The following is a 22,609-nucleotide window of genomic DNA, read 5'->3' as shown; positions in this document are numbered from 1 at the left end:
TAAAAAGTGAACCGGGCCAGCATTTTGTGTATAAATTACCACCATTTGGCCTGACCTGAATCAATTCAGCAGGAAGTGATTGTTATACTATCTGCATATTCGTTGGATCGTTTCGATATGCGGAATCGACTTCCGGCAGCAGATTTCATTTTGCATTCCAAAGTTCAGAGGTAGTCATGATTAAGAAAATCGGTGTGTTGACAAGCGGCGGTGATGCGCCGGGCATGAACGCAGCAATCCGTGGTGTTGTACGTGCAGCGTTGACGGAAGGGCTGGAAGTCATGGGGATCCATGATGGCTACCTGGGTTTGTATGAAGACCGTATGGTCCAGCTTGACCGCTACAGCGTGTCCGACATGATCAACCGTGGCGGTACTTTCCTCGGTTCAGCTCGCTTCCCGGAATTCCGCGACGAAAACGTGCGTGCGGTGGCTATCGAAAACCTGAAAAAGCGTGGCATTGATGCGCTGGTTGTTATCGGCGGTGACGGTTCTTACATGGGTGCGAAACGCCTGACTGAAATGGGCTTCCCATGCATCGGTCTGCCGGGCACTATCGACAACGATATCAAGGGCACCGACTACACCATCGGTTACTTCACCGCTCTGGGTACTGTAGTAGAAGCGATTGACCGTCTGCGTGATACCTCTTCTTCTCACCAGCGTATTTCCATCGTTGAAGTGATGGGCCGCTACTGTGGCGATCTGACCCTGGCGGCTGCAATTGCCGGTGGTTGTGAGTTCGTAGTGGTTCCGGAAGTGGAATTCAGTCGCGACGATTTGGTTGCTGAAATCAAAGCGGGCATCGCGAAAGGTAAAAAACACGCAATTGTAGCGATCACTGAACACATGTGTGACGTTGACGAACTGGCGCATTACATCGAGAAGGAAACGGGCCGCGAAACGCGTTCGACCGTACTGGGTCACATTCAGCGTGGTGGTTCCCCGGTTCCTTACGATCGTATCCTGGCATCCCGTATGGGCGCATATGCTATTGAACTGCTGCTGGCAGGTCATGGCGGTCGCTGTGTCGGTATTCAGAACGAGCAACTGGTTCACCACGATATCATCGATGCTATCGAGAACATGAAGCGTCCGTTCAAAGGTGACTGGCTGGACTGCGCGAAAAAACTGTACTGATTGTTTTTTGTTGCCCGGTGGCGCTTCGCTTACCGGGCCTACAGCGTGTACTCTTGTAGGCCGGATAAGGCGTAAGCCGTCATCCGGCACAACCTGCCTCATTTATTCCCCGAAGTTATAGCAAATCTTTTTTTATTCTTTAATGTTTAGATGCCTTTCTGGCACGCTTTGCTCATCACAACATCACATAAGAGAGCTGGGCGATGAACAAATGGGGCGTAGGGTTAACATTATTGCTGGCATCGACCAGCGTTCTGGCAAAGGATATTCAGTTACTTAACGTATCGTACGATCCAACACGTGAACTGTACGAGCAGTACAATAAAGCCTTCAGCGCGCACTGGAAGCAGGAAACGGGCGATAACGTCGTGATCCGCCAGTCACACGGCGGCTCTGGTAAACAGGCGACCTCTGTCATCAACGGTATTGAAGCCGATGTCGTGACGTTGGCACTGGCGTACGACGTGGATGCCATTGCTGAACGTGGTCGAATTGATAAAAACTGGATTAAGCGCTTGCCGGATAACTCTGCGCCTTACACCTCCACCATCGTGTTCCTGGTCCGCAAAGGCAACCCCAAACAAATTCATGACTGGAACGATTTGATCAAACCGGGCGTGTCAGTGATTACACCAAACCCGAAAAGCTCAGGCGGCGCACGCTGGAACTATCTGGCGGCATGGGGCTATGCCCTGCACCACAACAACAACGATCAGGCCAAAGCGCAGGACTTCGTCAAGGCTCTGTTTAAAAACGTTGAAGTGCTGGATTCCGGTGCGCGTGGTTCAACCAATACCTTCGTTGAGCGTGGTATCGGTGATGTGCTGATCGCCTGGGAAAACGAAGCGCTGCTGGCAACGAACGAGCTGGGTAAAGACAAATTCGAGATAGTGACGCCGAGTGAATCTATTCTCGCGGAGCCGACCGTTTCCGTGGTCGATAAAGTGGTGGAAAAGAAAGACACCAAAGCGGTGGCGGAAGCTTACCTGAAGTATCTCTACTCTCCGGAAGGCCAGGAAATTGCAGCGAAAAACTATTATCGTCCACGTGATACAGACGTTGCGAAGAAATACGAAAATGCATTTCCGAAGCTGAAGCTGTTCACCATCGATGAAGAGTTTGGCGGCTGGACGAAAGCGCAGAAAGAGCACTTCTCTAATGGCGGTACGTTCGACCAGATCAGCAAACGCTAAATAAGTCTGTGATTTACCGACCCGGTGGCCTAACGCGACCGGGTTTTTTATTTGTCATGGTTTTGCGTTACTCTTGCCCTTCAATGGGATGCAGGAAACGCGTAATGAAAAAAGCAGGCTATCTTTTACTGGCGGTGATTGTGGTTGCCGCCGCTGCAGGCATCGGGTACTGGAAATTCACCGGCAACCCGGACGCATTACGCCAGATCGTCCTTCAACAATGCTTGCCGCACCAGTTGCAGCAGCAGGATCCTGCACCATGCGCAGAAGTGAAGCCGGATGCCGGATATGTGGTGTTCAAAGATCGTAACGGCCCTTTGCAATATTTGTTGATGCCCACTTATCGCATTAACGGTACGGAAAGCCCACTGCTGTTAAAATCAGGCACGCCGAACTTTTTCTGGCTGGCCTGGCAGGCGCGTAGCTTTATGAGCCAAAAATACGGCCAGGAAATCCCTGACAAAGCAGTCTCTCTGAGCATTAACTCACGTAGCGGGCGTACTCAAAATCACCTGCATATTCATATCTCCTGCCTGCGAACCGATGTCAGAAAACAGCTGGATGACAACCTGGCGAAAATCAGCACCCGCTGGCTACCTCTACCAGGTGGGCTGCGCGGTCATGAATATCTGGCGCGTCGCGTCACGGAAAATGAACTGGCACAACGCAGCCCGTTTATGATGCTGGCTGAAGAGGTGCCGGATGCACGTGAGCATATGGGCAGCTATGCGTTAGCTATGGTGCGTCAGAGCGATGAATCCTTTGTTCTGCTGGCTACTCAGCGCAATCTGCTGGCGCTGAATCTCGCCTCCGCTGAGGAAATTCAGGATCATCAATGTGATATTCTGCGTTAACCCCACCTAATCTGGCGTTTACTCCGCATGCCTGTCCCCGTATTCTTGTTGAAAAAAACAACAGGAGACAGGCATGTCGCTCTGGCTTACACACCCTCTGTTTATCCCCTCTCTGGTGGTTGGCATCACCATTCTGCTCTGGGCTACGTCGCTGCTGCCGGAGTTTATAACGGCGCTGCTGTTCTTTGCCGTGGCGATGGTCGCCAAAATCGCGCCACCGGATGTGATCTTTGGCGGCTTTGCGTCCTCCGCATTCTGGTTGGTGTTTAGCGGCTTTGTGCTGGGTATCGCGATTCGTAAAACGGGGCTGGCGGACAGGGCGGCGAGAGCGCTGTCATCACGGTTGACCGACTCCTGGCCGTTAATGGTGGCGAGTGTGGTGCTGTTGAGTTACGCGCTGGCGTTTGTAATGCCATCCAACATGGGCCGCATTGCGCTGCTGATGCCGATTGTCGCAGCGATGGCGAAACGGGCTGGAATTAACGATGGTACGCGCGGCTGGTATGGTCTGGCACTGGCCGTTGGGTTTGGGACATTCCAGCTTTCTGCGACGATTTTACCCGCAAATGTACCGAATCTGGTGATGAGCGGCGCTGCGGAAGGCTCTTACGGCATCCACCTCAATTATCTTCCCTATTTGCTGCTGCATACGCCGGTTCTGGGTTGGCTTAAAGGCGCGGTTCTCATCGTGCTTATCTGCTGGCTGTTCCCTGGCAAGCCCCATGCGCCGCGCGATCTCACGCCGTCGGAACCGATGAGCGGAGATGAAAAACGTCTGGCCTGGATGTTAGCGGTGGTGTTGCTTCTTTGGGTAAGCGAAAGCTGGCACGGCATTGGCCCCGCGTGGACTGGGCTGGCGGCGGCAGTTATCACATTGCTCCCACGGGTTGGCTTTATCAATGGCGACGAGTTTTCCACTGGGGTCAACATTCGTACCTGTATTTATGTGGCGGGTATTCTGGGGCTGGCGATCACCGTCACGCAAACAGGTATTGGTAGCGCCGTTGGTGAAGCGCTGTTACAGGTGATGCCGCTGGATGCGGAAAAGCCGTTTACCAGTTTCCTCGCGCTGACCGGTATTACCACGGCGCTTAATTTTATTATGACGGCGAACGGTGTTCCGGCGCTGTATACCACGTTGGCGCAAAGCTTTGCCGATGCGACGGGATTCCCGCTGCTGTCGGTGATTATGATCCAGGTGCTGGGTTATTCCACACCACTGTTGCCGTATCAGGCTTCACCGATCGTGGTGGCGATGGCGCTCGGGAAAGTACCTGCAAGGGCAGGGATGCTGCTGTGTATCGCACTGGCGGCGGCAACGTATTTGATTCTTCTGCCGCTGGATTACGCCTGGTTTATGGTGTTGGGAAAACTGTAGCTGTATCAAAATGTTAATTTTAAGTTTTGTGAGTGAGTGAATTGTATTATGCGCGGCAATATCGGTTAATGCCTGAGCGCAGATTTGCGCACTGGAAACTCAAGGATTGATTCATGGACAGTTTGACCCCCATCCGCCGCTGGCCTGCCATCATCTCGCTTGTGATTACGCTGACCATCTGGTTTGTTATCCCGTGTCCTCCTGACGTAACCCCGCAAGCGTGGCATCTGCTGGCACTGTTTATTGGTACGATCGCCGCGATTATCGGTAAAGCTATGCCCATTGGCGCAATTGCGATTGTGGCGATTATGCTGGTGGCGATGACAGGCGTTACTAACCCAGGCAAACCCTCGGCGGCATTGAACGATGCATTGAGTGGTTTTTCTAACCAGCTAATCTGGCTGATTGGTTTATCCATTATGCTGTCGCAAAGTCTGTTAAAGACCGGCCTGGGCGCGCGTATTGGCTACGGGTTTATTGCGCTATTTGGTAAAAGAACGCTGGGTATTGCGTGGGCATTAACCCTTGCGGAAACGCTAATTGCACCCGTAACGCCAAGCAATACCGCGCGTGGTGGTGGCATTATCCACCCGGTAATGCGGGCGATTGCGGAGAGCCTCGGCTCGCAGCCAGGCCATGTCGAGAATGGCTCCACGGGCCGTTATCTCGCGCTGGTGAACTACAACATTAACCCGATCAGCTCGGCTATGTTCATCACCGCGACTGCACCTAATCCGTTAATCGTCAGTTTTTTGACAAAGGGGACGGATGGCGTGCTGAACATGACCTGGGGAATGTGGGCTATTGCGGCGCTTCTTCCCGCACTGGTATCACTGGTTGTCATGCCGATTGTAATCTGGTGGCTCTATCCGCCAGCTATCACGCGCACGCCAAATGCGCCGCAGTTTGCGCGGCAAAAACTGGATGCGCTGGGTCCACTTTCTTTGGCAGAGAAAATCACCCTGGGGGTGTTCATTTTGCTGCTCTGTCTATGGGCGGGTGTTCCAGCAATGCTGATGGGCAGTGCCTGGAGCGTAAACCCCACTAGCGCCGCGTTAATTGGATTGTCGATTCTATTGATGGCGGGTGTATTGAGCTGGGATGACATTCTTAAATGCCGCGGGGCATGGGATACGATAGTCTGGTTTGCCGCGCTGGTGATGATGGCGGATTTTCTCAGCAAACTGGGATTGGTAGGATGGCTGGCAACCAGCGTGGGTAGCGCAATCGACCATCTTGGCGTGCACTGGAGTGTTGCGACGCTGTTGTTGATCCTGCTTTACGTCTACTCGCACTACTTTTTCGCCAGCACAACTGCGCATATTACGGCTATGTTCGCTGCGTTCTTCGCCGCAGGCTTAGGCCTCGGCGCGCCGCCAGCGCTGCTTGGTTTAATGCTCGGTTTCTCCTCCTCCTTGATGATGTCGCTCACGCACTATGGCACGGGTACTGCGCCTATTATCTTTGGTTCGGGCTATGTCACGTTGGCGGAGTGGTGGAAAACGGGGCTGGTGATGAGTGTGGTCAACCTGACCATTTGGGGTGTGACCGGCGCCTTCTGGTGGCACTGGTTGGGATACTGGTAGTTAATACAGCGGGAGGAGGGCTCCTCCCGCCTTAACAACTTAAGCCTGTTTAGCGGCTTCTGCTGCTTTAACGATGACTGCGAAGGCGTCTGCTTTCAGAGAAGCACCACCAACCAGCGCACCGTCGATGTCCGGCTGAGCGAACAGTTCTGCCGCGTTAGCTGCGTTTACAGAACCGCCGTACTGGATGATAACTTGCTCAGCGATTTTCGCGTCAGCTTTAGCAATGTGGTCACGAATAAATTTGTGAACAGCCTGAGCCTGAGCAGGAGTTGCAGATTTGCCGGTACCGATAGCCCATACTGGTTCGTAAGCGATAACGACGCCTTCGAATGCTGCCGCGCCCTGAGTTTTCAGAACCGCGTCGATCTGACGTGCACAAACTTCTTCAGTTTTGCCCGCTTCGTTTTCTGCTTCGGTTTCGCCGATGCACAGAACTGGAGTCAGACCCTGCTCTTTCAGCACGGCGAATTTTTTAGCGATCAGCTCGTCAGATTCTTTGTGGTAAGTACGACGCTCAGAGTGACCGATAATGATGTACTGCGCGCCGATGTCTTTCAGCATTTCAGCACTTGTTTCACCAGTGAATGCGCCAGACAGGTTCAGGTCAACGTTCTGCGCGCCCAGAATGATGTGGCTACCGGCAGCGGCGTGTTTCGCCAGGTCGATATACATTTCCGGCGGAGCAATCGCTACTGCACAGCCAGCAACGCCAGCCAGTTCTTTACGCAGGTTAGCAACCAGTTCGTTTACCATGTGGCGGCTGCCGTTCAGTTTCCAGTTACCCATCACTAAAGGATGTCGCATTTCATTTCTCCACGCTTGTCAGCGAATTAAGGAATATGGCCGCCCGTGAGGGCAGCATGGTCTGTGAAACAGTATAGAGATTCATCCCCTGAAAGGCTTTGCTTTTTGTCATCAATTCGCCTTCTCAAGACTTTCTGATAGTACCAGCTTAATCGGTTCAACAGCGAAGGTCAGTCCTTTTTCACCGTTGTCAGCAACAACATAGCGAATTGCGCCTTCTGTTTCAGCGTAATAGCGCTTACCTTTGCCTGCGGCGAGCAGTTTTTGCAGCTTTTTCTGGCTCTGTTCTTTCGTCAGCAGCGGCGCGACGGTGCGGATGACGGCGGTCATGTATTCCAGCGCTTTCGCTTTGGCTGCCTTTTGTTCTGGCCCCTGAATGGGTAACCAGGTTATCTGCATGCTTTTGATTTTAAGGGTGCCGCGTTCAAGAGCGGAAGACGCATACAGGTTTTCATTGATTTTACTGGCTGCGCGGGTGAGATTTGCTCGATCGCGACTGCTGTCGATGGCACGGAACTCATTCAGAATAAGCTTCGGATTCTGCGTATTAAAGTTTTCACGAAACTGGCTAATCGACAGGTCAAAGGTCGGCGCGCCCGCCAGTAAATAGGGGGCCGTGGTTGCCGTCGACGGCTCTTCCGCCAGTACCGCAGTGCTCGCGGTTAAGGCTGAAAACAATAATAAAAACAGTGTAAATCCTTGCTTCATCAATCGTACCTTTCATTCTCATTGCTCACGATTAAAACGGTAACCGTCGAGCTTGTCAAAAGGGTAAACTGTTCTGGAAGGTAATAATAAAGGAACTTACATGACCATACAGCAGTGGTTATTCTCATTTAAAGGGCGCATCGGGCGCCGTGATTTCTGGATTTGGATTGGCCTCTGGATCGTCAGCATGCTGGTTCTGTTTTCGCTGGCGAGCAAACAATTACTCGATATTCAGACCGCGGCTTTTTGTCTGGTGTGTCTGCTATGGCCAACGGCGGCAGTGACGGTAAAACGTCTGCATGACCGGGGGCGCTCCGGAGCGTGGGCGCTGTTGATGATCCTGGCGTGGATGCTGCTGGCCGGAAATTGGGCGATTTTACCCGGCGTCTGGCAATGGGCGGTAGGCCGCTTTGTTCCAACGTTGATTCTGGTTGGTATTCTTATCGATCTGGGGGCGTTCATTGGCACCCAGGACGCGAATAAATATGGTAAGGATACGCAGGACGTAAAGTACAGAGCTGACTCGTAGGCCGGATAAGCGTAAGCGCCATCCGGCAAAATGCCCGGGTGTTTACCGGGCATTGAAACGTTCTTACCAGTAGTGCTCTGCGGTCATATGGCCCGGTCGACGGCGCAGGTGTTTGGTCATTTGCCGGGTCTCTTTCAGCAACTGCTGCGTGTCGCGTACCATTTGCGGGTTTCCGCACAGCATCACATGGCTGGTTTCTTTATCCATTGGCAACCCGACTGCTTTTTCTAGCTCACCGCTTTCAATCAACGCCGGTACACGTCCGGTCAGCGAATCTGCGGCTGTTTCACGGCTGACAACCGTCTGGATGCGTAATTTACCTTCGTAGCGTTTTTCCAACGCCTGCATCAGCGGTAGATAGCTCAAATCGGCGGCATAGCGCGCGGCGTGGACCAGCACCAGATTTTTAAAGCGATTCAGGTCCTTGCCTAACTGCAGAATCGACAAATATGGGCCGATAGCCGTGCCGGTCGCCAGCATCCATAGCGTTTCGCAATCGGGGACTTCATCCAGCACGAAGAAACCAGCAGCTTCACTCGCCACCTGGACTTCATCGCCAGGCTTCAGTGCTGCCAGACGAGGGCTGAGTTTGCCGTCGGGAACTGTCACCAGATAAAACTCTAAATCGGGGTTATCAGGGGCATTTACGTAAGAATAGGCGCGCTGGACGCGTTCGCCGTCGATCTCAAGGCCAAGCTTAGTGAACTGACCTGCAGTGAAAGGAAGAACCGGAGCTCGCACGGTCAAACTAAACAGGGCATCGGTCCAGTTTTGCACCTTTGTGACTTTGCCTGTTACCCAATCTGCCATGGTTTTCTCCTGTCTGCTTTGATTGCCTTATCTTCGTTCGTTGGACGAAAGATTTCCAGCCCATATGGGCTGGAAGGCTCTATTGATCAAATCAATTACAGGATGTGCGCCTGCACATCGGGATCTTTACGATCGAGGTAGTGAATCGACTGAATGCGACGGATCGTACGTGATTTGCCGCGGATCAGCAGCGTTTCGGTGGTCGCGATATTACCTTTGCGGCTAATCCCTTCCAGCAAATCACCTTTGGTGATGCCGGTGGCGGAGAAAATGACGTTGTCGCTACGCGCCATTTCATCGAGGCGCAGCGCTTTGCCCGCTTCAATGCCCATGGCGGCGCAACGAGCCAGTTCTTGTTCGCCAATGCGACGGTTCTCTTCGCTGTCGCCTTTGACGTCATGACGCGCCAGCAAACGGCCCTGCATGTCGCCGTCCAGTGCGCGGATCACAGCTGCGGAAACCACACCTTCAGGTGCGCCGCCAATGCCGTACAGCACGTCAACTTCACTGTCTGGCATGCAGGTCAGAATGGAGGCCGCAACGTCGCCGTCTGGAATAGCGAAGACGCGCACGCCCAGTTTTTGCATTTCGGCGATCGTTTCATCATGGCGTGGTTTGGCCAGAATGGTTACGGTCAGCTCACTCAGCGGTTTATTGAGTGCAGCGGCAACGTTATGCAGGTTGTCTTCCAGCGACAGGTTCAGGTCGATAGACCCTTTTGCGCCTGGGCCGACAATCAGCTTTTCCATGTACATATCTGGCGCATTCAGGAAGCAGCCTTTATCGCCCACAGCCAGTACGGCCAGCGCGTTTGCCTGACCCATTGCCGTCATGCGTGTGCCTTCAATAGGATCGACGGCGATGTCGACCGCATCACCAAGACCGGTCCCGACTTTTTCACCGATAAACAGCATCGGCGCTTCATCAATCTCACCCTCGCCAATCACGATGGTGCCGTCGATGTTGACCTGGTTGAGCATAATACGCATGGCGTTCACTGCCGCGCCGTCAGCGGTATTTTTATCGCCGCGGCCCAACCATTTATAGCCAGCCAGCGCGGCCGCTTCGGTCACGCGTGAAAATTCAATGGCAAGTTCTCGTCTCATTGCAAACTCGTAGCTGAAAGGAATGGCGCGAAGTGTAGCACAGGGGAGGAGGCGAGATTATTGATGTGTGTGCGGGGTTGCCCCCGCACGAAGATTTTGCCGGATAAGCCAAAGTAGCCATCCGGCAATGACGTATTACTCGTCGTGATCTTCCCATGCCATGGCGCGTTTGACCGCTTTTTTCCAGCCGCTGTAACGGAAGTTACGCTCGGTGGTTTCGATGCCTGGACGGAATTCACGCTCGATGACCGCTTTCTCCTGCAACTCATCCAGATTCTGCCAGAAGCCTACTGCCAGGCCAGCCAGGTACGCTGCACCTAATGCGGTGACTTCGCGAACTTCCGGACGCTCTACGCGGGTGCCCAGAATGTCAGACTGGAACTGCATCAGGAAGTTGTTGGCGACCGCACCGCCGTCAACGCGCAGGGCGTGCAGACGAATACCGGAGTCAGCCTGCATCGCTTCCAGAACATCACGCGTCTGATAAGCGATAGACTCAAGCGTTGCGCGGATGATGTGGTTGGAGTTTACGCCACGGGTCAGGCCGAAGATGGCGCCACGTGCATACGGGTCCCAGTACGGTGCACCCAGGCCAGTAAATGCCGGAACGACGTACACGCCGTTGGTGTCTTTCACTTTGGTGGCGAAATACTCAGAGTCGAATGCATCGCTGATGAGTTTCATTTCATCGCGCAGCCACTGAATGGATGCGCCAGCCATAAATACCGCACCTTCCAGCGCGTAGTTCACTTCCCCGGTCGGTCCGCAGGCGATGGTGGTCAGCAGTCCGTTTTCGGACTTAACGGCTTTCTCACCGGTATTCATCAGCATGAAGCAGCCGGTACCGTAAGTGTTTTTCGCCATCCCTTCCTTTACGCACAGCTGGCCAAACAGAGCTGCCTGCTGGTCACCGGCGATACCGGAGATAGGAATACGAATGCCGCCTTTACCACCAATGTTGGTCTGACCGTACACTTCAGAAGAGCGACGCACTTCTGGCAGCATGGCGCGCGGAATATCCAGCGCATCCAGCATCGTGTCATCCCAGTCCAGGGAGTGGATGTTGAACAGCATGGTACGTGAAGCGTTGGTGTAATCCGTGACGTGTACGCGTCCCTGCGTCATTTTCCAGATAAGCCAGGTGTCCACGGTACCAAACAGCAGTTCGCCGCGACGAGCGCGTTCACGCGAGCCTTCAACGTGGTCGAGGATCCATTTCACCTTGGTGCCAGAGAAGTACGGGTCAATCACCAGGCCGGTGTTGTTACGGATGTATTCTTCCATGCCATCGCGCTTGAGCTTTTCGCAGATATCTGCGGTACGACGACACTGCCACACAATGGCGTTGTAGATTGGTTTACCGGTCTCACGCTCCCAGACGATGGTGGTTTCACGCTGGTTGGTAATACCGATCGCTGCAATTTCATCGGAACTGATATCGGCTTTCGCCAGAACTTCAACCAGCGTAGAGCTTTGGGTTGCCCAAATTTCCATTGGGTCGTGTTCTACCCAACCTGCTTTCGGGTAGATTTGCTCGAATTCGCGCTGTGAAACGGCAACGATATTCGCATCGTGGTCCATTACGACCGCGCGGGAGCTGGTGGTGCCCTGGTCGAGCGCAACGATATATTTTTTTTCAGTCATAATTTTTGTCCCGTAGTCACATTACAGCGAAGCTTTTTGTTGAGTGTTGGCCGCCGCGTCTTTTTCTTCAATCACGCAGACATCGCACGGTAAATGGCGACCAATCAGTTTGCGATATGCCCATGCGCCCAAAATCGCGCCGGTAATTGGGCCAAACACCGGAACCAGGAAGTAAGGGATATCGCGACCACCTGTGAAGGCAATCTCACCCCATCCGGCCATCCAGGCGAAGAGTTTCGGTCCGAAGTCACGTGCCGGGTTCATCGCAAAACCTGTCAGCGGACCCATGGAAGCACCAATAACGGCAATTAATAAGCCAATCAGCAGTGGTGCCAGCGGACCACGAGGTACACCGTTACCATCGTCGGTCAGAGCCAGAATCAGCCCCATTAGAATAGCGGTAATGACCATTTCAACCGCGAAGGCCTGCACAAAATTGATATGCGGATTCGGATAGGTGGAGAAAGTACCCGCCAGACCCAGGCTTTCGGTAGTGCCACGCACGATATGGTTGGTTTGTTCAAAATCGATGAAAAGATTGTAATAAAGCCCGTAAACCAATGCCGCTGCGCAAAAGGCGCCGGCAATTTGCGAAATAATAAAAGGGACAACTTTGCGTTTATCAAAACAGGCGAACAGCCAGAGTGCGATGGTTACCGCGGGATTCAGGTGTGCACCAGAAACGCCTGCGGTCAGATAGATAGCCATTGCTACCCCCAGACCCCAGATGATACTGATTTCCCACTGACCAAAAGTAGCACCAGCTACTTTGAGTGCAGCGACACAGCCCACACCGAAGAAAATCAACAACCCGGTACCGAGGAATTCAGCAATGCACTGGCCTTTTAAGGTTGAGGTTTGACTCATAATCGGATCCTGAAGAGAGTTTAATGTTTATTGTGTGCGAGAAGGTCACTGACATCCCCGGAGCCGGTAGGCACACTGTTAATTTATCGTTAACGCTCAAAAACGAGAAATATCGAAATTAAAATGTGTGTGCTGCATCAACAAAATGAGCGTTTTCGCGCCATTGTGCGGTATTTGTTATACAAAAATAGTGTGAGCTGAATCATTTCACTGATCAATCTGTTAACACTTAAGAGTTATGACAGTCATGTCACCAGGAGAAAGACTAAAAGTGTTGCAAACCGCAATCTGCGCGGGATGCCGCTGGACAGGGATGACGCGGCTTCATACAATCGGTGTTAAGTAGAGTGCGCTCGTTTTTATTAAGGCGTCGCCGGTTATCGGGACGAGGATTTTTATCCATCAACGCCTTGCAATTCAGGAGAGGTATGACGATGTCATTAGAAGTGTTTGAGAAACTGGAAGCAAAAGTACAGCAGGCGATTGATACCATCACGTTGTTACAGATGGAAATCGAAGAGCTGAAAGAAAAGAACAACTCACTGTCGCAGGAAGTTCAGACTGCACAGCAGCAGCGTGAAGAGCTGGAGCGTGAGAACAACAACCTGAAAGAACAGCAGAATGGCTGGCAGGATCGTCTGCATGCCCTGCTGGGTCGTATGGAAGAAGTCTAATTCTGATTTCTTTAAAAAGGCATCCATAATGGATGCCTTTTTACTATGTAGAGATTAGGATATCGTAACTTTTAAAGTTCAAAGAATACGATATGACAAAAAGAAACGATATTATTGATAATTCGGATCGATTTATCACCAGTGATATTAAATATGGCCTTATCTATACAGAGAATCTAGGATGGATTGATTTAGGCCATGCTAATCCAGCAGGGGCTGAAAGATTATGGTTTGAAATGATAAGAGCTCGTGGTGGTGATAGCGAATTTTATGAAGTAAATTATCATCAAAGTATGTCCAAAAACATTCATGGCCTAAATATTAATACTGGTATATATCGTAGATTTATGGTGCGACGAGGATTACCGGAACGAACCTTACAAGGTATTGCTTTATCGATATTCTTAGGTACGTCACATCGCTTCGAATCCTTGCAGGATTTTTGGCCTTACGTATATTTAACGGATAGTGGCTATAGTGCTGAAGATTTGGTATCGAACTTATTTGGTTTTTACCAAGCTGTAAATTATGCAGATTACACCTCTCGTCTTCAGATCTGTTCGAAAGAAAAGGCTTATCGTATCTGGGACTTCTATGGCCCTGTTGGTGAGTTTAAAAACAAAAGCGTTATTCCTTTACTATTTCCTGACCCAATAGATAAGGATAAGAAACATGAACCCTACTCAGGGGAATTACCTTTATTTATGGATATAATAAAACCTGTTGCGAATCCAAATTATGTTCGGGAACTCCGCATATGAAGTTCAGGAAATCAGGTTTTATTATTGTATTTATGATTTTAATTTCGCTACTTTATTGCTGTTTCATGTTGAGCATCTTTACAGAAAAAATCTATACACAGCAGAATTTATTATTCTATCATCTGCTAACACCGAAACCTCTTAAACAGGTCCCAAGGGTATCCAGCGACTGGTTTTTTGTAAGCTATTCAGATGAAGGTAGCCATCTTCAACTCAGTGAAATAATTTTTATCGGAATACAAAAGAGTGACGTTCAGATAGCTGAAGATAAATTAAATGCTTATATCGAAACTTATCCTGCCAGTCGTGAGATGATGAGCGTCGTTGCCGAAGAAAAAAATGAAAAGTATGATATTAAAGTCATTCATTACGAATCAAATGAATGAAAAAAAGGCCATCAAATTTGCTGATGGCCTTTTTTACTTACTCGATATCAAGCGGGTCTTCGGAGAGGATTATCCCGGTGTTGTCGGCGTACAGGTGATCGCCGGAGAAGAACGTTACGCCGCCAAAGTTGACGCGCACATCGCTTTCCCCAATACCTTCCCCTGCGGCACCGACCGGAATTGCGGCAATCGCCTGAATGCCGATATCCAGTTCTTCCAGATCGTCTACCTGACGGACTGAGCCGTAGATGACCAGACCTTCCCATTCATTCTGTACGGCCAGTCGAGCCAGTTCGGCATCGACCAGCGCACGACGGACAGAACCACCGCCATCGACCAGCAGAATGCGACCACGGCCGTTTTGTTCGAGCAGATCGTACAGCAACCCGTTGTCCTCGAAACATTTTACCGTGATGATTTGTCCGCCAAACGACGACCGTCCTCCAAAGTTAGAGAACAGTGGTTCCACGACGTTGACATCTTCCTGATAGATGTCACAAAGCTCGGATGTATCGTATTTCATAGGCTCAACGTTCAGTTGCTGCGAGAATTTTTAGTATATCGCGCTATGTGTACTGTTGGCAAAATCATCAATTGTTAATTGATATTTGTCAGTTAAAGAGACCACTGACTTAAGAAAATTCCAACGACAAACAGCAGGTTAGTTAACAATGCCGCTTTTACGGTGCGTTCCAGCATTGGGCGCATTGCCGCAGGATCCATCTCACGCATCACGTATCGCGCCTGTTTAATCAGCAGCGGAGCGGCGAGGATAAACAGCCATCCCCACAGGCTTTGCAGTGAGAACAGGTTAAACAGGGCCAGGCAGACCAGCGTGCCCATCAGCAGACAGGCGTGGTAGCGGCGGGCATTGACAGCGCCCAAACGCACGACCAGCGTGTTCTTGCCGTTCTCTCTGTCGCTGTTGATATCGCGCAGATTGTTGACGTTGAGCACGGCAGTTGCCAGCAGGCCGCAGGCGGTAGCAGGCAGAATGAGCGCCGGAATCAACGTATGCGCCTGCAGATACCAGCTTCCCATAACGCTCAGCCAGCCGAAGAACACCAGCACGGAAATATCGCCCAGACCGATATATCCGTAAGGGCGATTGCCTACGGTATAGGTGATTGCGGCGATGATCGACAGGCCGCCGAGCACCAGGAAGCCGACAAAATCTGCCAGCGTGTGGCAGGCCACAGCAACCAGGGCCAGACCGGACAGGCAGATCAAGACCACGGTGACGATCAGCGCCCGCTTCATCTGCTGTTGGGTGATGACCCCTTTTTGCATACCGCGCAGCGGTCCTATGCGGTCGGGCTTGTCGCTGCCTTTGACGGCATCGCCATAGTCGTTAGCGAGATTGGACAGAATTTGCAGCAATCCCGCCGTAATCAATGCCAGCAGAGCAACCAGCGGATTGAAGTATCCTTGCCACCATGCTAATGCCGTACCGACGATGATCGCCGCGAAGGCGAGCGGTAAGGTCTTAGGTCGTAAACTTTCCAGCCAGGCTTGTGAGCGGCTAATTTGTTGTTGTTCAGTCATATTTAGCGCCAATAAAAATGGGGCTTTATCAGCCCCATCAACAGTGATGAAAATGCATTGAACGCGATTATAGGATAAAACGGCTCAGATCTTCATCTGCGACCAGCGCATCCAGATGTTTGCTCACATATTCGGCATCAATTGTGATGCTTTGGCCGTTCAAATCGCTCGCATCATAGGAAATATCTTCCATCAGACGTTCCAGAACGGTATGCAGACGACGTGCACCGATGTTTTCGGTGGTTTCGTTAACCTGCCAGGCCGCTTCGGCAATGCGTTTAATACCGGATTCAGTGAAGTTGATGTCCACACCTTCAGTCGCCATCAGCGCTTTGTACTGCACGGTGATGGAGGCATTCGGTTCGGTAAGGATACGCTCAAAATCGCTGGTGGTCAGCGCCTGCAGCTCGACACGAATCGGCAGACGACCCTGCAGTTCCGGGATCAGGTCGGACGGTTTCGCCACCTGGAATGCGCCAGAGGCGATAAACAGGATGTGATCGGTTTTCACCATGCCGTGCTTGGTGGACACCGTGCAGCCTTCAACCAGCGGCAGCAGGTCGCGCTGTACGCCTTCGCGGGACACGTCCGGGCCGGAGGATTCACCGCGCTTACAGATTTTGTCGATTTCGTCGATAAACACGATCCCGTGCTGCTCAACGGCATCGATAGCTTCTTGTTTCAGCTCTTCCGGGTTCACCAGTTTGGCCGCTTCTTCTTCAATCAGCAGTTTCATCGCGTCTTTGATTTTCAGCTTACGCGGTTTTTGCTTCTGACCGCCCAGGTTCTGGAACATGGACTGCAGCTGGCTGGTCATCTCTTCCATTCCCGGAGGCGCCATGATTTCAACGCCCATCGGTGCGGCCGCGAGATCGATTTCGATCTCTTTATCATCCAGTTGGCCTTCACGCAGTTTTTTACGGAACGCCTGACGCGCTGCAGAAGGTTCCTGCGGCTGCTCTGACTGTCCCCAGTTATTTTTAGCCGGTGGGATCAGCACGTCGAGAATGCGCTCTTCCGCCATCTCTTCAGCGCGGAAGCGGTTTTTCTCGATTGCCTGAACGCGGACCATCTTAATGGCAGCATCGGTCAAATCGCGGATGATCGAGTCAACTTCTTTACCAACATAGCCAACTTCGGTGAATTTGGTTGCTTCAACTTTGATGAACGGCGCGTTGGCCAGTTTTGCCAGGCGACGGGCGATTTCGGTTTTACCGACGCCGGTCGGGCCAATCATCAGAATGTTTTTCGGCGTGACTTCATGACGCAACTCTTCGTTGAGCTGCATACGACGCCAGCGGTTACGCAGGGCAATCGCCACGGAACGCTTAGCGTTATCCTGGCCGATGATGTGTTTGTTCAGTTCGCTGACAATTTCGCGTGGGGTCATTTCAGACATGGGGGATCCTTACGCTTTGGAGTTCAATTCTTCGATGGTATGGAAGTGGTTGGTATAAATGCAGATATCCCCTGCAATATCCAACGCTTTCTCAGCAATCTCGCGTGCGCCAAGCTCGGTGTTTTCCAGCAGAGCGCGTGCAGCAGCCTGGGCGTAGGGACCGCCGGAGCCGATGGCAATCAGATCGTTTTCTGGCTGGATGACGTCGCCGTTACCGGTGATGATGAGCGATGCCGTTTCATCTGCGACGGCCAGCAGCGCTTCGAGTTTGCGCAGCATACGGTCTGTACGCCAGTCTTTTGCCAGTTCAACGGCAGCCTTCACCAGGTGACCCTGGTGCATTTCCAGCTTGCGTTCAAACAGTTCAAACAGCGTGAATGCATCCGCAGTACCGCCCGCAAAGCCCGCGATGACTTTGTCGTTGTAAAGACGGCGGACTTTCTTCACGTTGCCTTTCATTACGGTGTTACCCAGTGTGGCCTGACCATCACCGGCGATTACCACATGGCCGTTACGGCGTACGCTTACTATTGTTGTCACGAGCAGACCCCTTGGTTACAAATGCAATGTACAGGCCCCGCACAGTGTGCGGGGCGTAATGCAAGTATAGATGGGGGGGATTTTGGGGGTTTCAACCCCCAGTGGCGAGTCGAATGCAGTTTGTGTGACCAGCCACCTTCAGGCGGCTGATGGTGTTGTCGGCATTCTCTTTGCCTTTGACCGGACCAATGACCACGCGATTCCAGCCGTTATTGGTGGTAATACGCGAGTTGAACCCTTCAAAGGCCAGCTGCGCGCGCACGGTTTCTGCCTGCTCAGCGCCTTTAAATGACCCGCACTGAACCATCCAGCGGCGTTCATCTTTTTTCTCCGCTGTCTGTTTTGGCGGTTGCGTTTCATTCGTTATTGGCGCGGCCGGTTGCGTTTTCGGCTGAGCGGCGGTGGTATGCGCAGGCGTTTGCAGCAAATCCTGATACGGTTGTTGCGCCGCCGGTTTTGGCTGCGTTTTCGGCTGTTGTACCGGAGCTGCTTGCGCCGTACGCGTTTGCGGCTGCTGGTAAGGCTGTTCCGCTACCCGTGGTTGCGTGCGCGGCTGTTGAGCCTGCTGCTGCGTGTTGGCCCATTGCTGTTGCTGTACCTGACGCTGGCGCTGCAGCGTTTGCTGGCGTTGTTCAGGCGTTTGTTCGTTCCACGGCACTTCGTTGAGCTGCGTTGGCTGTTGACGCATATCAGCCTGCATTTGCGCCAATAGCTGGCGCTGCTCATTGGTTAGCTGATCGGCGTTCAGCACCTCGCCGCCGGCAGACGGTTCGGTAGGCGCACGTACGCCAGGCTGACGGCTTTCCAGCTCTTTAATGTATCGCCAGCGCTCTTCCGGTTTTGGCGGGATGCCATTACCGGTGACTTTCTGGTTTTGCAGCGTTTCGGACTCTTCTTTCTTGTGATGCGTAATGAAGTACAGACCACCGATAAAGGTCACGAGTACGGCTGCAGCAATAGCAACCATTGCGGGCGATACCGCAGGCGTATTGCGTTGTTTTTTCCGTGATGTGCTCTTCTTGCGCCGCGAAGGTGCCGGTTGGCCGCGACGTACATAATCTCGTTGTGCCACTATCGTTTCGCTGTATTTATTCGTTCGTCAGCCCGCCATGTTACTTAAGCGGCGGGCCTTTGACCAGACAGGGGAGTCCGAAAGCACTTTACTTTACGTCAGTGCCCGGGTAGTACCCCGAATAATAAGCTCGCAGTCCAGTAAACGTGAGCCACTGCTGACGTTCTGTCCTTGTAATTGATCGAGCAGTAACAGCATAGCTTCACGTCCGATATCGAAACGCGGCTGTGCGACGGTTGTCAGGGGTGGATCACAAAATTCCGCGAGCGAAATGTTATCGAAGCCGATAATCGATAAATCGTCGGGCACTTTCAGACCCTGACGTTTGGCGTAAGAGAGGGCGCCAAGCGCCATGACATCGCTGTGACAAAAGACCGCGGTAGGCGGCTGTGGTAGCGCCAGGAGCTGTTTAAGCGCATTGGCTCCCGCTTCATAGGTAAAGTCACCGCGCGCGATGAAATGCGGATCGACCGTAATTCCGCTGCGACGTAGTGCCTGAACGTAACCTTGCAGACGGTAATGGCACAGCGGCATATCTTCGGGCCCGGCGATACAGCCAATGCGTTTGTGCCCCAGTTCCAGCAGATAGTTCATCGCGTTGAAGGCGGCGGTGAGGTTATCAATGTGCACGGTGGGCAGTTCCAGCTCTGGCGCGAACTCGTTGGACATAACCATCGGTGGCAAGTTGCGTTGCTCTTCCACACTGGCATCAAACGGCAGGCGCGAGCTGAGCAGCACCATGCCATCGATCTGCTTGGTAATTATGAGATTGAGGAAGGTCTTTTCCTGCTGGTTCTGGTGCGCGCAATCGCCGATAAGCACCAGATATCCCTGTTCTGCGGCGGTGACTTCGATGCCACGAATCACTTCGCTAAAAAACGGATCGCAGATATCCGGCACAATTACCAGAATGGTACGCGATTCATTACGCTTAACGTTACGTCCCATTGATTGGGGTAAATATCCCACTTCAAGCGCTGCCTGCTCAACCTTGTTACGGGTTGACTGCGAGACTTTGTCTGGGTTCATTAATGCGCGGGATACGGTTGCCGTTGAGACTTTCGCCTTCAGAGCAACATCTTTCATCGTAGCGGCGGCAACCTGCTTATTCGGTTTCACTCTTTCTCCTCGCCAGAGAGCTGCTGGCACAGACTCGTCCTTGAATAGCCTTCATCTGAAACATTTTTATCAGATAGTGAATGGAAGCGGTTACAGAATTTTCATAAAAAGTGTGATGGATATTTAATTTTACGATCCGCCTCGCATCGTGAGGGATTATCCCTCGATGGGATCGACATCCAGCACCCATTTAACCTTACGTGCATCGGGTAACGTATTAATCAGCGCCAGCGTTCCGCTGACGATATGCTGCAGGCGAATTCGCGACGGGTGCTGCAACAAAATTTGCCAGCGATAGCGACCGCCACGTTTGGGCGCCAGGGCGGGAACTGGGCCTAACACCCACAGTTTTTCATCGGCCAGTGGACTGGCCTGAATCAGATTTCGTAACTGCTGTAAGAACATCGGCGCATGCTGGTTGTTGTGATCTTCTGCCCGCACGATCACATGGCTGGTCCATGGGGGAAGCTGGAGCGTTTGTCGCTCTGCCAGCGCCTGCTCGGCAAAGGCGTCATACCCTTTATACAGCAAGGTTTGCAGCAGCGGATGTTCAGGGTGGTGCGTTTGCAGTACCACTTCGCCCTGCTTCCCGGCGCGACCGGCACGCCCGGAAACCTGCGTGTAGAGCTGGGCGAAGCGTTCTGCCGACCGGAAATCTGCGGAGAACAGCGCGCCGTCAACGTCCAGCAACGCCACCAGGGTGACGTCCGGGAAATGGTGGCCTTTCGCCAGCATTTGCGTGCCGATCAGGATTCTCGCGCCGCCGCGATGCACTTCCGCCAGATGCTGCTCCAGCGAGCCTTTGCGGCTGGTAGTGTCGCGATCGATGCGTGAGATTGGCACGCCGGGGAAAAAAGGCACCAGAGCCTGCTCAAGCTGTTCGGTGCCGAGTCCTACCGGAACCATGTGCGTAGAGCCGCAGGAAGGGCATTGACGCGGTATCGGACGCTGACTGTCGCAGTGATGGCAGCGCAGATGGTGTTGCGCCTGATGCAGCGTGTAGTAGTGATCGCAGCGCGGGCATTCAGCAATCCAGCCACAGTCGTGGCACAGCAGGGCAGGCGCAAAACCCCGGCGGTTTAAAAACAGGATCACCTGGTTATCCGCTTGCAGATGCTGACGCATACGGGCGATAAGCGCAGGGGCGAGCCCGGCCTGTACCTGCTGACCTTTGAGATCCAGCACGTGCTGAGTGGCTGGGCGTGCATTCCCGGCACGGCGCGTCAGGCGCAACATGCGGTATTTTTTCTGCCGCACGTTGCACAGCGTTTCCAGCGCAGGGGTGGCTGAGCCGAGAATGATGGGAATTTGTTCGCTATGGGCGCGATAAACCGCGAGGTCGCGCGCATGATAACGCCAGCCTTCCTGCTGTTTATAAGAGCTGTCGTGCTCTTCGTCGATGACAATCACGCCCAGATTTTTAAACGGCGTAAACAGCGACGAGCGCGTGCCGATAACAATTGCCGCTTCACCATTTTTCGCCTTCAGCCATGCCGAAAGACGTTCACTGTCATTTAAACCCGAGTGCAGAACTTCGACCGGCGCATTGAAGCGTTCGCGAAAACGGGCAATAGTTTGCGGCGTCAGGCCAATCTCCGGCACCATTACCAGTGCCTGTTTGCCCTGAGCGAGCACATTTTCCAGTACGCTTAAATAGACCTCTGTTTTACCCGATCCCGTCACGCCCGCTAATAGCCAGGCGCTAAAACTGTCAGATGCGCTGTGGATCGCCCCGACGGCGGTGGCCTGTTCGGTATTCAGCCGCAGACGCTCACCGGAAACCGCGTAGTGCGTACGCCAGTCGCTAAAGCCTGGCGTTTCGCTCGCCAGGGAGCACAGCCCTTTTTTCCGCAGTGCCTGTAATGCGGCGTCATTAAATTCCAGTTCAGCCACCTGGTCGCGCCAGATTTTTCCCTGGCGTAGCGCAGCCAGCGCCTGTTGCTGCTTGGGAGAACGCTTCAGGCTGTTGAGGTCAATAACCTGGCCTTCTTCAGTGGCAAACCAGTACCACATGGGCGCGTTTGTCGCCGGACGTCCCTGGCGCAGTAAAATTGGCAGAGCATGAAACAGTACGTCGCCGATAGGATGGTGATAATAGTCAGCCGCCCACAACAGCAGACGCCAGACGGAGGTCGAATAAACCGGTTCGCTGTCCAGTACTTCAAGAACGGCTTTTAATTCGTTGAAAGGTAGTTCGCTGCTCTCGCTGACGGAAAGGACGATACCCACGCGCTCCTGCTGCTTGCCAAAAGGCACGCGTACACGACACCCGGCTTTGGCGCTCAAGCCTTCCGGCAGGAGGTAGTCAAAGGTGCGAGGTAGCGGAACAGGTAAGGCAACGTGCGCAACGGGCATTGAATCATCCTGACTTGAAATCTGGCGGGTTAGTATACACATTAGTGGAGGGTAGAATGCGGATCAGTTTGCATGAGCAGGTTAATTTCTGTATGATTCGCCGCCTTTGATACAAATTTGTATCACTGACCTATACT

The 22,609-nt window shown here is 52.6% G+C and carries 22 protein-coding genes; 9 read left to right on the top strand and 13 right to left on the bottom strand.

Annotation, left to right across the window (positions count from 1 at the left end):
• The first annotated feature begins 176 nt into the window (after nucleotides 1-176).
• The 5 genes from pfkA (at nucleotide 177) to GFB57_RS03535 (ending at nucleotide 6,150) form a co-directional block, all read left to right on the top strand.
• A complete protein-coding gene (gene pfkA / locus GFB57_RS03555; protein WP_003028778.1) occupies nucleotides 177-1,139 on the top strand; it encodes a 6-phosphofructokinase in 963 nt (320 codons plus the stop codon).
• Between the two features lie 203 nt (nucleotides 1,140-1,342).
• Nucleotides 1,343-2,332: a sulfate/thiosulfate ABC transporter substrate-binding protein Sbp gene (sbp, locus tag GFB57_RS03550; protein ID WP_003028779.1), complete on the top strand. Its 990-nt coding sequence runs from the start codon at nucleotides 1,343-1,345 to the stop codon at nucleotides 2,330-2,332.
• 104 nt (nucleotides 2,333-2,436) lie between these two features.
• Nucleotides 2,437-3,186, top strand: a complete 750-nt coding sequence (locus GFB57_RS03545; RefSeq protein WP_003028780.1) for a CDP-diacylglycerol diphosphatase — start codon at nucleotides 2,437-2,439, stop codon at nucleotides 3,184-3,186.
• Nucleotides 3,187-3,259: 73 nt separating this feature from the next.
• Nucleotides 3,260-4,564: an SLC13 family permease gene (locus tag GFB57_RS03540; RefSeq protein WP_003028781.1), complete on the top strand. Its 1,305-nt coding sequence runs from the start codon at nucleotides 3,260-3,262 to the stop codon at nucleotides 4,562-4,564.
• A gap of 113 nt (nucleotides 4,565-4,677) precedes the next feature.
• Nucleotides 4,678-6,150, top strand: a complete 1,473-nt coding sequence (locus GFB57_RS03535) for a DASS family sodium-coupled anion symporter (RefSeq protein WP_003028782.1) — start codon at nucleotides 4,678-4,680, stop codon at nucleotides 6,148-6,150.
• 39 nt (nucleotides 6,151-6,189) lie between these two features.
• Here the strand turns inward: GFB57_RS03535 and tpiA are convergent, their stop codons facing one another.
• On the bottom strand, nucleotides 6,190-6,957 hold the full coding sequence (gene tpiA / locus GFB57_RS03530; protein ID WP_003028783.1) for a triose-phosphate isomerase: 768 nt from the start codon (nucleotides 6,955-6,957) through the stop codon (nucleotides 6,190-6,192).
• Between the two features lie 111 nt (nucleotides 6,958-7,068).
• The gene (locus GFB57_RS03525; protein ID WP_003028785.1) at nucleotides 7,069-7,665 is read right to left on the bottom strand and encodes a YiiQ family protein; all 597 of its coding nucleotides are present in this window, start codon (nucleotides 7,663-7,665) and stop codon (nucleotides 7,069-7,071) included.
• Between the two features lie 100 nt (nucleotides 7,666-7,765).
• Here GFB57_RS03525 and GFB57_RS03520 point away from each other — a divergent pair, with 100 nt between their 5' ends.
• Nucleotides 7,766-8,194: a DUF805 domain-containing protein gene (locus tag GFB57_RS03520; protein WP_003028787.1), complete on the top strand. Its 429-nt coding sequence runs from the start codon at nucleotides 7,766-7,768 to the stop codon at nucleotides 8,192-8,194.
• A gap of 63 nt (nucleotides 8,195-8,257) precedes the next feature.
• On the opposite strand, the gene fpr is transcribed toward GFB57_RS03520, so the two are convergent.
• The 4 genes from fpr to GFB57_RS03500 form a co-directional block, all read right to left on the bottom strand.
• Nucleotides 8,258-9,004 (bottom strand): ferredoxin--NADP(+) reductase, encoded by a 747-nt coding sequence (fpr, locus tag GFB57_RS03515; RefSeq protein ID WP_290366934.1) that lies wholly within the window; start codon nucleotides 9,002-9,004, stop codon nucleotides 8,258-8,260.
• A 95-nt stretch (nucleotides 9,005-9,099) separates the two neighbouring features.
• On the bottom strand, nucleotides 9,100-10,110 hold the full coding sequence (gene glpX, locus GFB57_RS03510; protein WP_003028790.1) for a class II fructose-bisphosphatase: 1,011 nt from the start codon (nucleotides 10,108-10,110) through the stop codon (nucleotides 9,100-9,102).
• A gap of 135 nt (nucleotides 10,111-10,245) precedes the next feature.
• The gene (gene glpK, locus GFB57_RS03505) at nucleotides 10,246-11,754 is read right to left on the bottom strand and encodes a glycerol kinase GlpK (RefSeq protein ID WP_003028792.1); all 1,509 of its coding nucleotides are present in this window, start codon (nucleotides 11,752-11,754) and stop codon (nucleotides 10,246-10,248) included.
• Between the two features lie 21 nt (nucleotides 11,755-11,775).
• The gene (locus tag GFB57_RS03500; protein ID WP_003028793.1) at nucleotides 11,776-12,621 is read right to left on the bottom strand and encodes an MIP/aquaporin family protein; all 846 of its coding nucleotides are present in this window, start codon (nucleotides 12,619-12,621) and stop codon (nucleotides 11,776-11,778) included.
• Nucleotides 12,622-13,049: 428 nt separating this feature from the next.
• Here GFB57_RS03500 and zapB point away from each other — a divergent pair, with 428 nt between their 5' ends.
• The 3 genes from zapB to GFB57_RS03485 all read left to right on the top strand — a co-directional run bounded on the left by zapB (nucleotide 13,050) and on the right by GFB57_RS03485 (nucleotide 14,442).
• Nucleotides 13,050-13,295 (top strand): septal ring assembly protein ZapB, encoded by a 246-nt coding sequence (gene zapB / locus GFB57_RS03495; protein ID WP_088732415.1) that lies wholly within the window; start codon nucleotides 13,050-13,052, stop codon nucleotides 13,293-13,295.
• Between the two features lie 92 nt (nucleotides 13,296-13,387).
• The gene (locus GFB57_RS03490) at nucleotides 13,388-14,056 is read left to right on the top strand and encodes a hypothetical protein (RefSeq protein ID WP_003028796.1); all 669 of its coding nucleotides are present in this window, start codon (nucleotides 13,388-13,390) and stop codon (nucleotides 14,054-14,056) included.
• Complete coding sequence (locus tag GFB57_RS03485) at nucleotides 14,053-14,442, top strand: hypothetical protein (RefSeq protein ID WP_003028797.1); 390 nt, start codon at nucleotides 14,053-14,055, stop codon at nucleotides 14,440-14,442. The genes GFB57_RS03490 and GFB57_RS03485 overlap by 4 nt, the downstream gene beginning before the upstream one ends.
• Nucleotides 14,443-14,479: 37 nt before the next feature.
• Here GFB57_RS03485 and rraA read toward each other — a convergent pair whose 3' ends face one another.
• From rraA to priA, 7 genes are all read right to left on the bottom strand, one after another.
• Nucleotides 14,480-14,965 (bottom strand): ribonuclease E activity regulator RraA, encoded by a 486-nt coding sequence (rraA, locus tag GFB57_RS03480; protein WP_003028798.1) that lies wholly within the window; start codon nucleotides 14,963-14,965, stop codon nucleotides 14,480-14,482.
• A gap of 92 nt (nucleotides 14,966-15,057) precedes the next feature.
• Nucleotides 15,058-15,987, bottom strand: a complete 930-nt coding sequence (menA, locus tag GFB57_RS03475; RefSeq protein ID WP_003028801.1) for a 1,4-dihydroxy-2-naphthoate polyprenyltransferase — start codon at nucleotides 15,985-15,987, stop codon at nucleotides 15,058-15,060.
• 67 nt (nucleotides 15,988-16,054) lie between these two features.
• A complete protein-coding gene (gene hslU / locus GFB57_RS03470) occupies nucleotides 16,055-17,386 on the bottom strand; it encodes an HslU--HslV peptidase ATPase subunit (RefSeq protein WP_003028803.1) in 1,332 nt (443 codons plus the stop codon).
• A gap of 9 nt (nucleotides 17,387-17,395) precedes the next feature.
• Complete coding sequence (hslV, locus tag GFB57_RS03465; RefSeq protein ID WP_003028805.1) at nucleotides 17,396-17,926, bottom strand: ATP-dependent protease subunit HslV; 531 nt, start codon at nucleotides 17,924-17,926, stop codon at nucleotides 17,396-17,398.
• A 91-nt stretch (nucleotides 17,927-18,017) separates the two neighbouring features.
• On the bottom strand, nucleotides 18,018-18,998 hold the full coding sequence (ftsN, locus tag GFB57_RS03460; RefSeq protein ID WP_003028806.1) for a cell division protein FtsN: 981 nt from the start codon (nucleotides 18,996-18,998) through the stop codon (nucleotides 18,018-18,020).
• A gap of 93 nt (nucleotides 18,999-19,091) precedes the next feature.
• Entirely contained in the window at nucleotides 19,092-20,117 is a 1,026-nt protein-coding gene (cytR, locus tag GFB57_RS03455) for a DNA-binding transcriptional regulator CytR (protein WP_003028807.1), read from the bottom strand.
• Between the two features lie 156 nt (nucleotides 20,118-20,273).
• A complete protein-coding gene (gene priA, locus GFB57_RS03450; RefSeq protein ID WP_003028808.1) occupies nucleotides 20,274-22,472 on the bottom strand; it encodes a primosomal protein N' in 2,199 nt (732 codons plus the stop codon).
• Between the last annotated feature and the right edge of the window lie 137 nt (nucleotides 22,473-22,609).

The sequence above is a fragment of the Citrobacter sp. S39 genome (genome assembly GCF_009495675.1).
GTDB lineage: Bacteria > Pseudomonadota > Gammaproteobacteria > Enterobacterales > Enterobacteriaceae > Citrobacter > Citrobacter freundii.
Note: the sequence above shows the minus strand (reverse complement) of the source record. Positions and strands in the feature narration are given on the sequence as shown.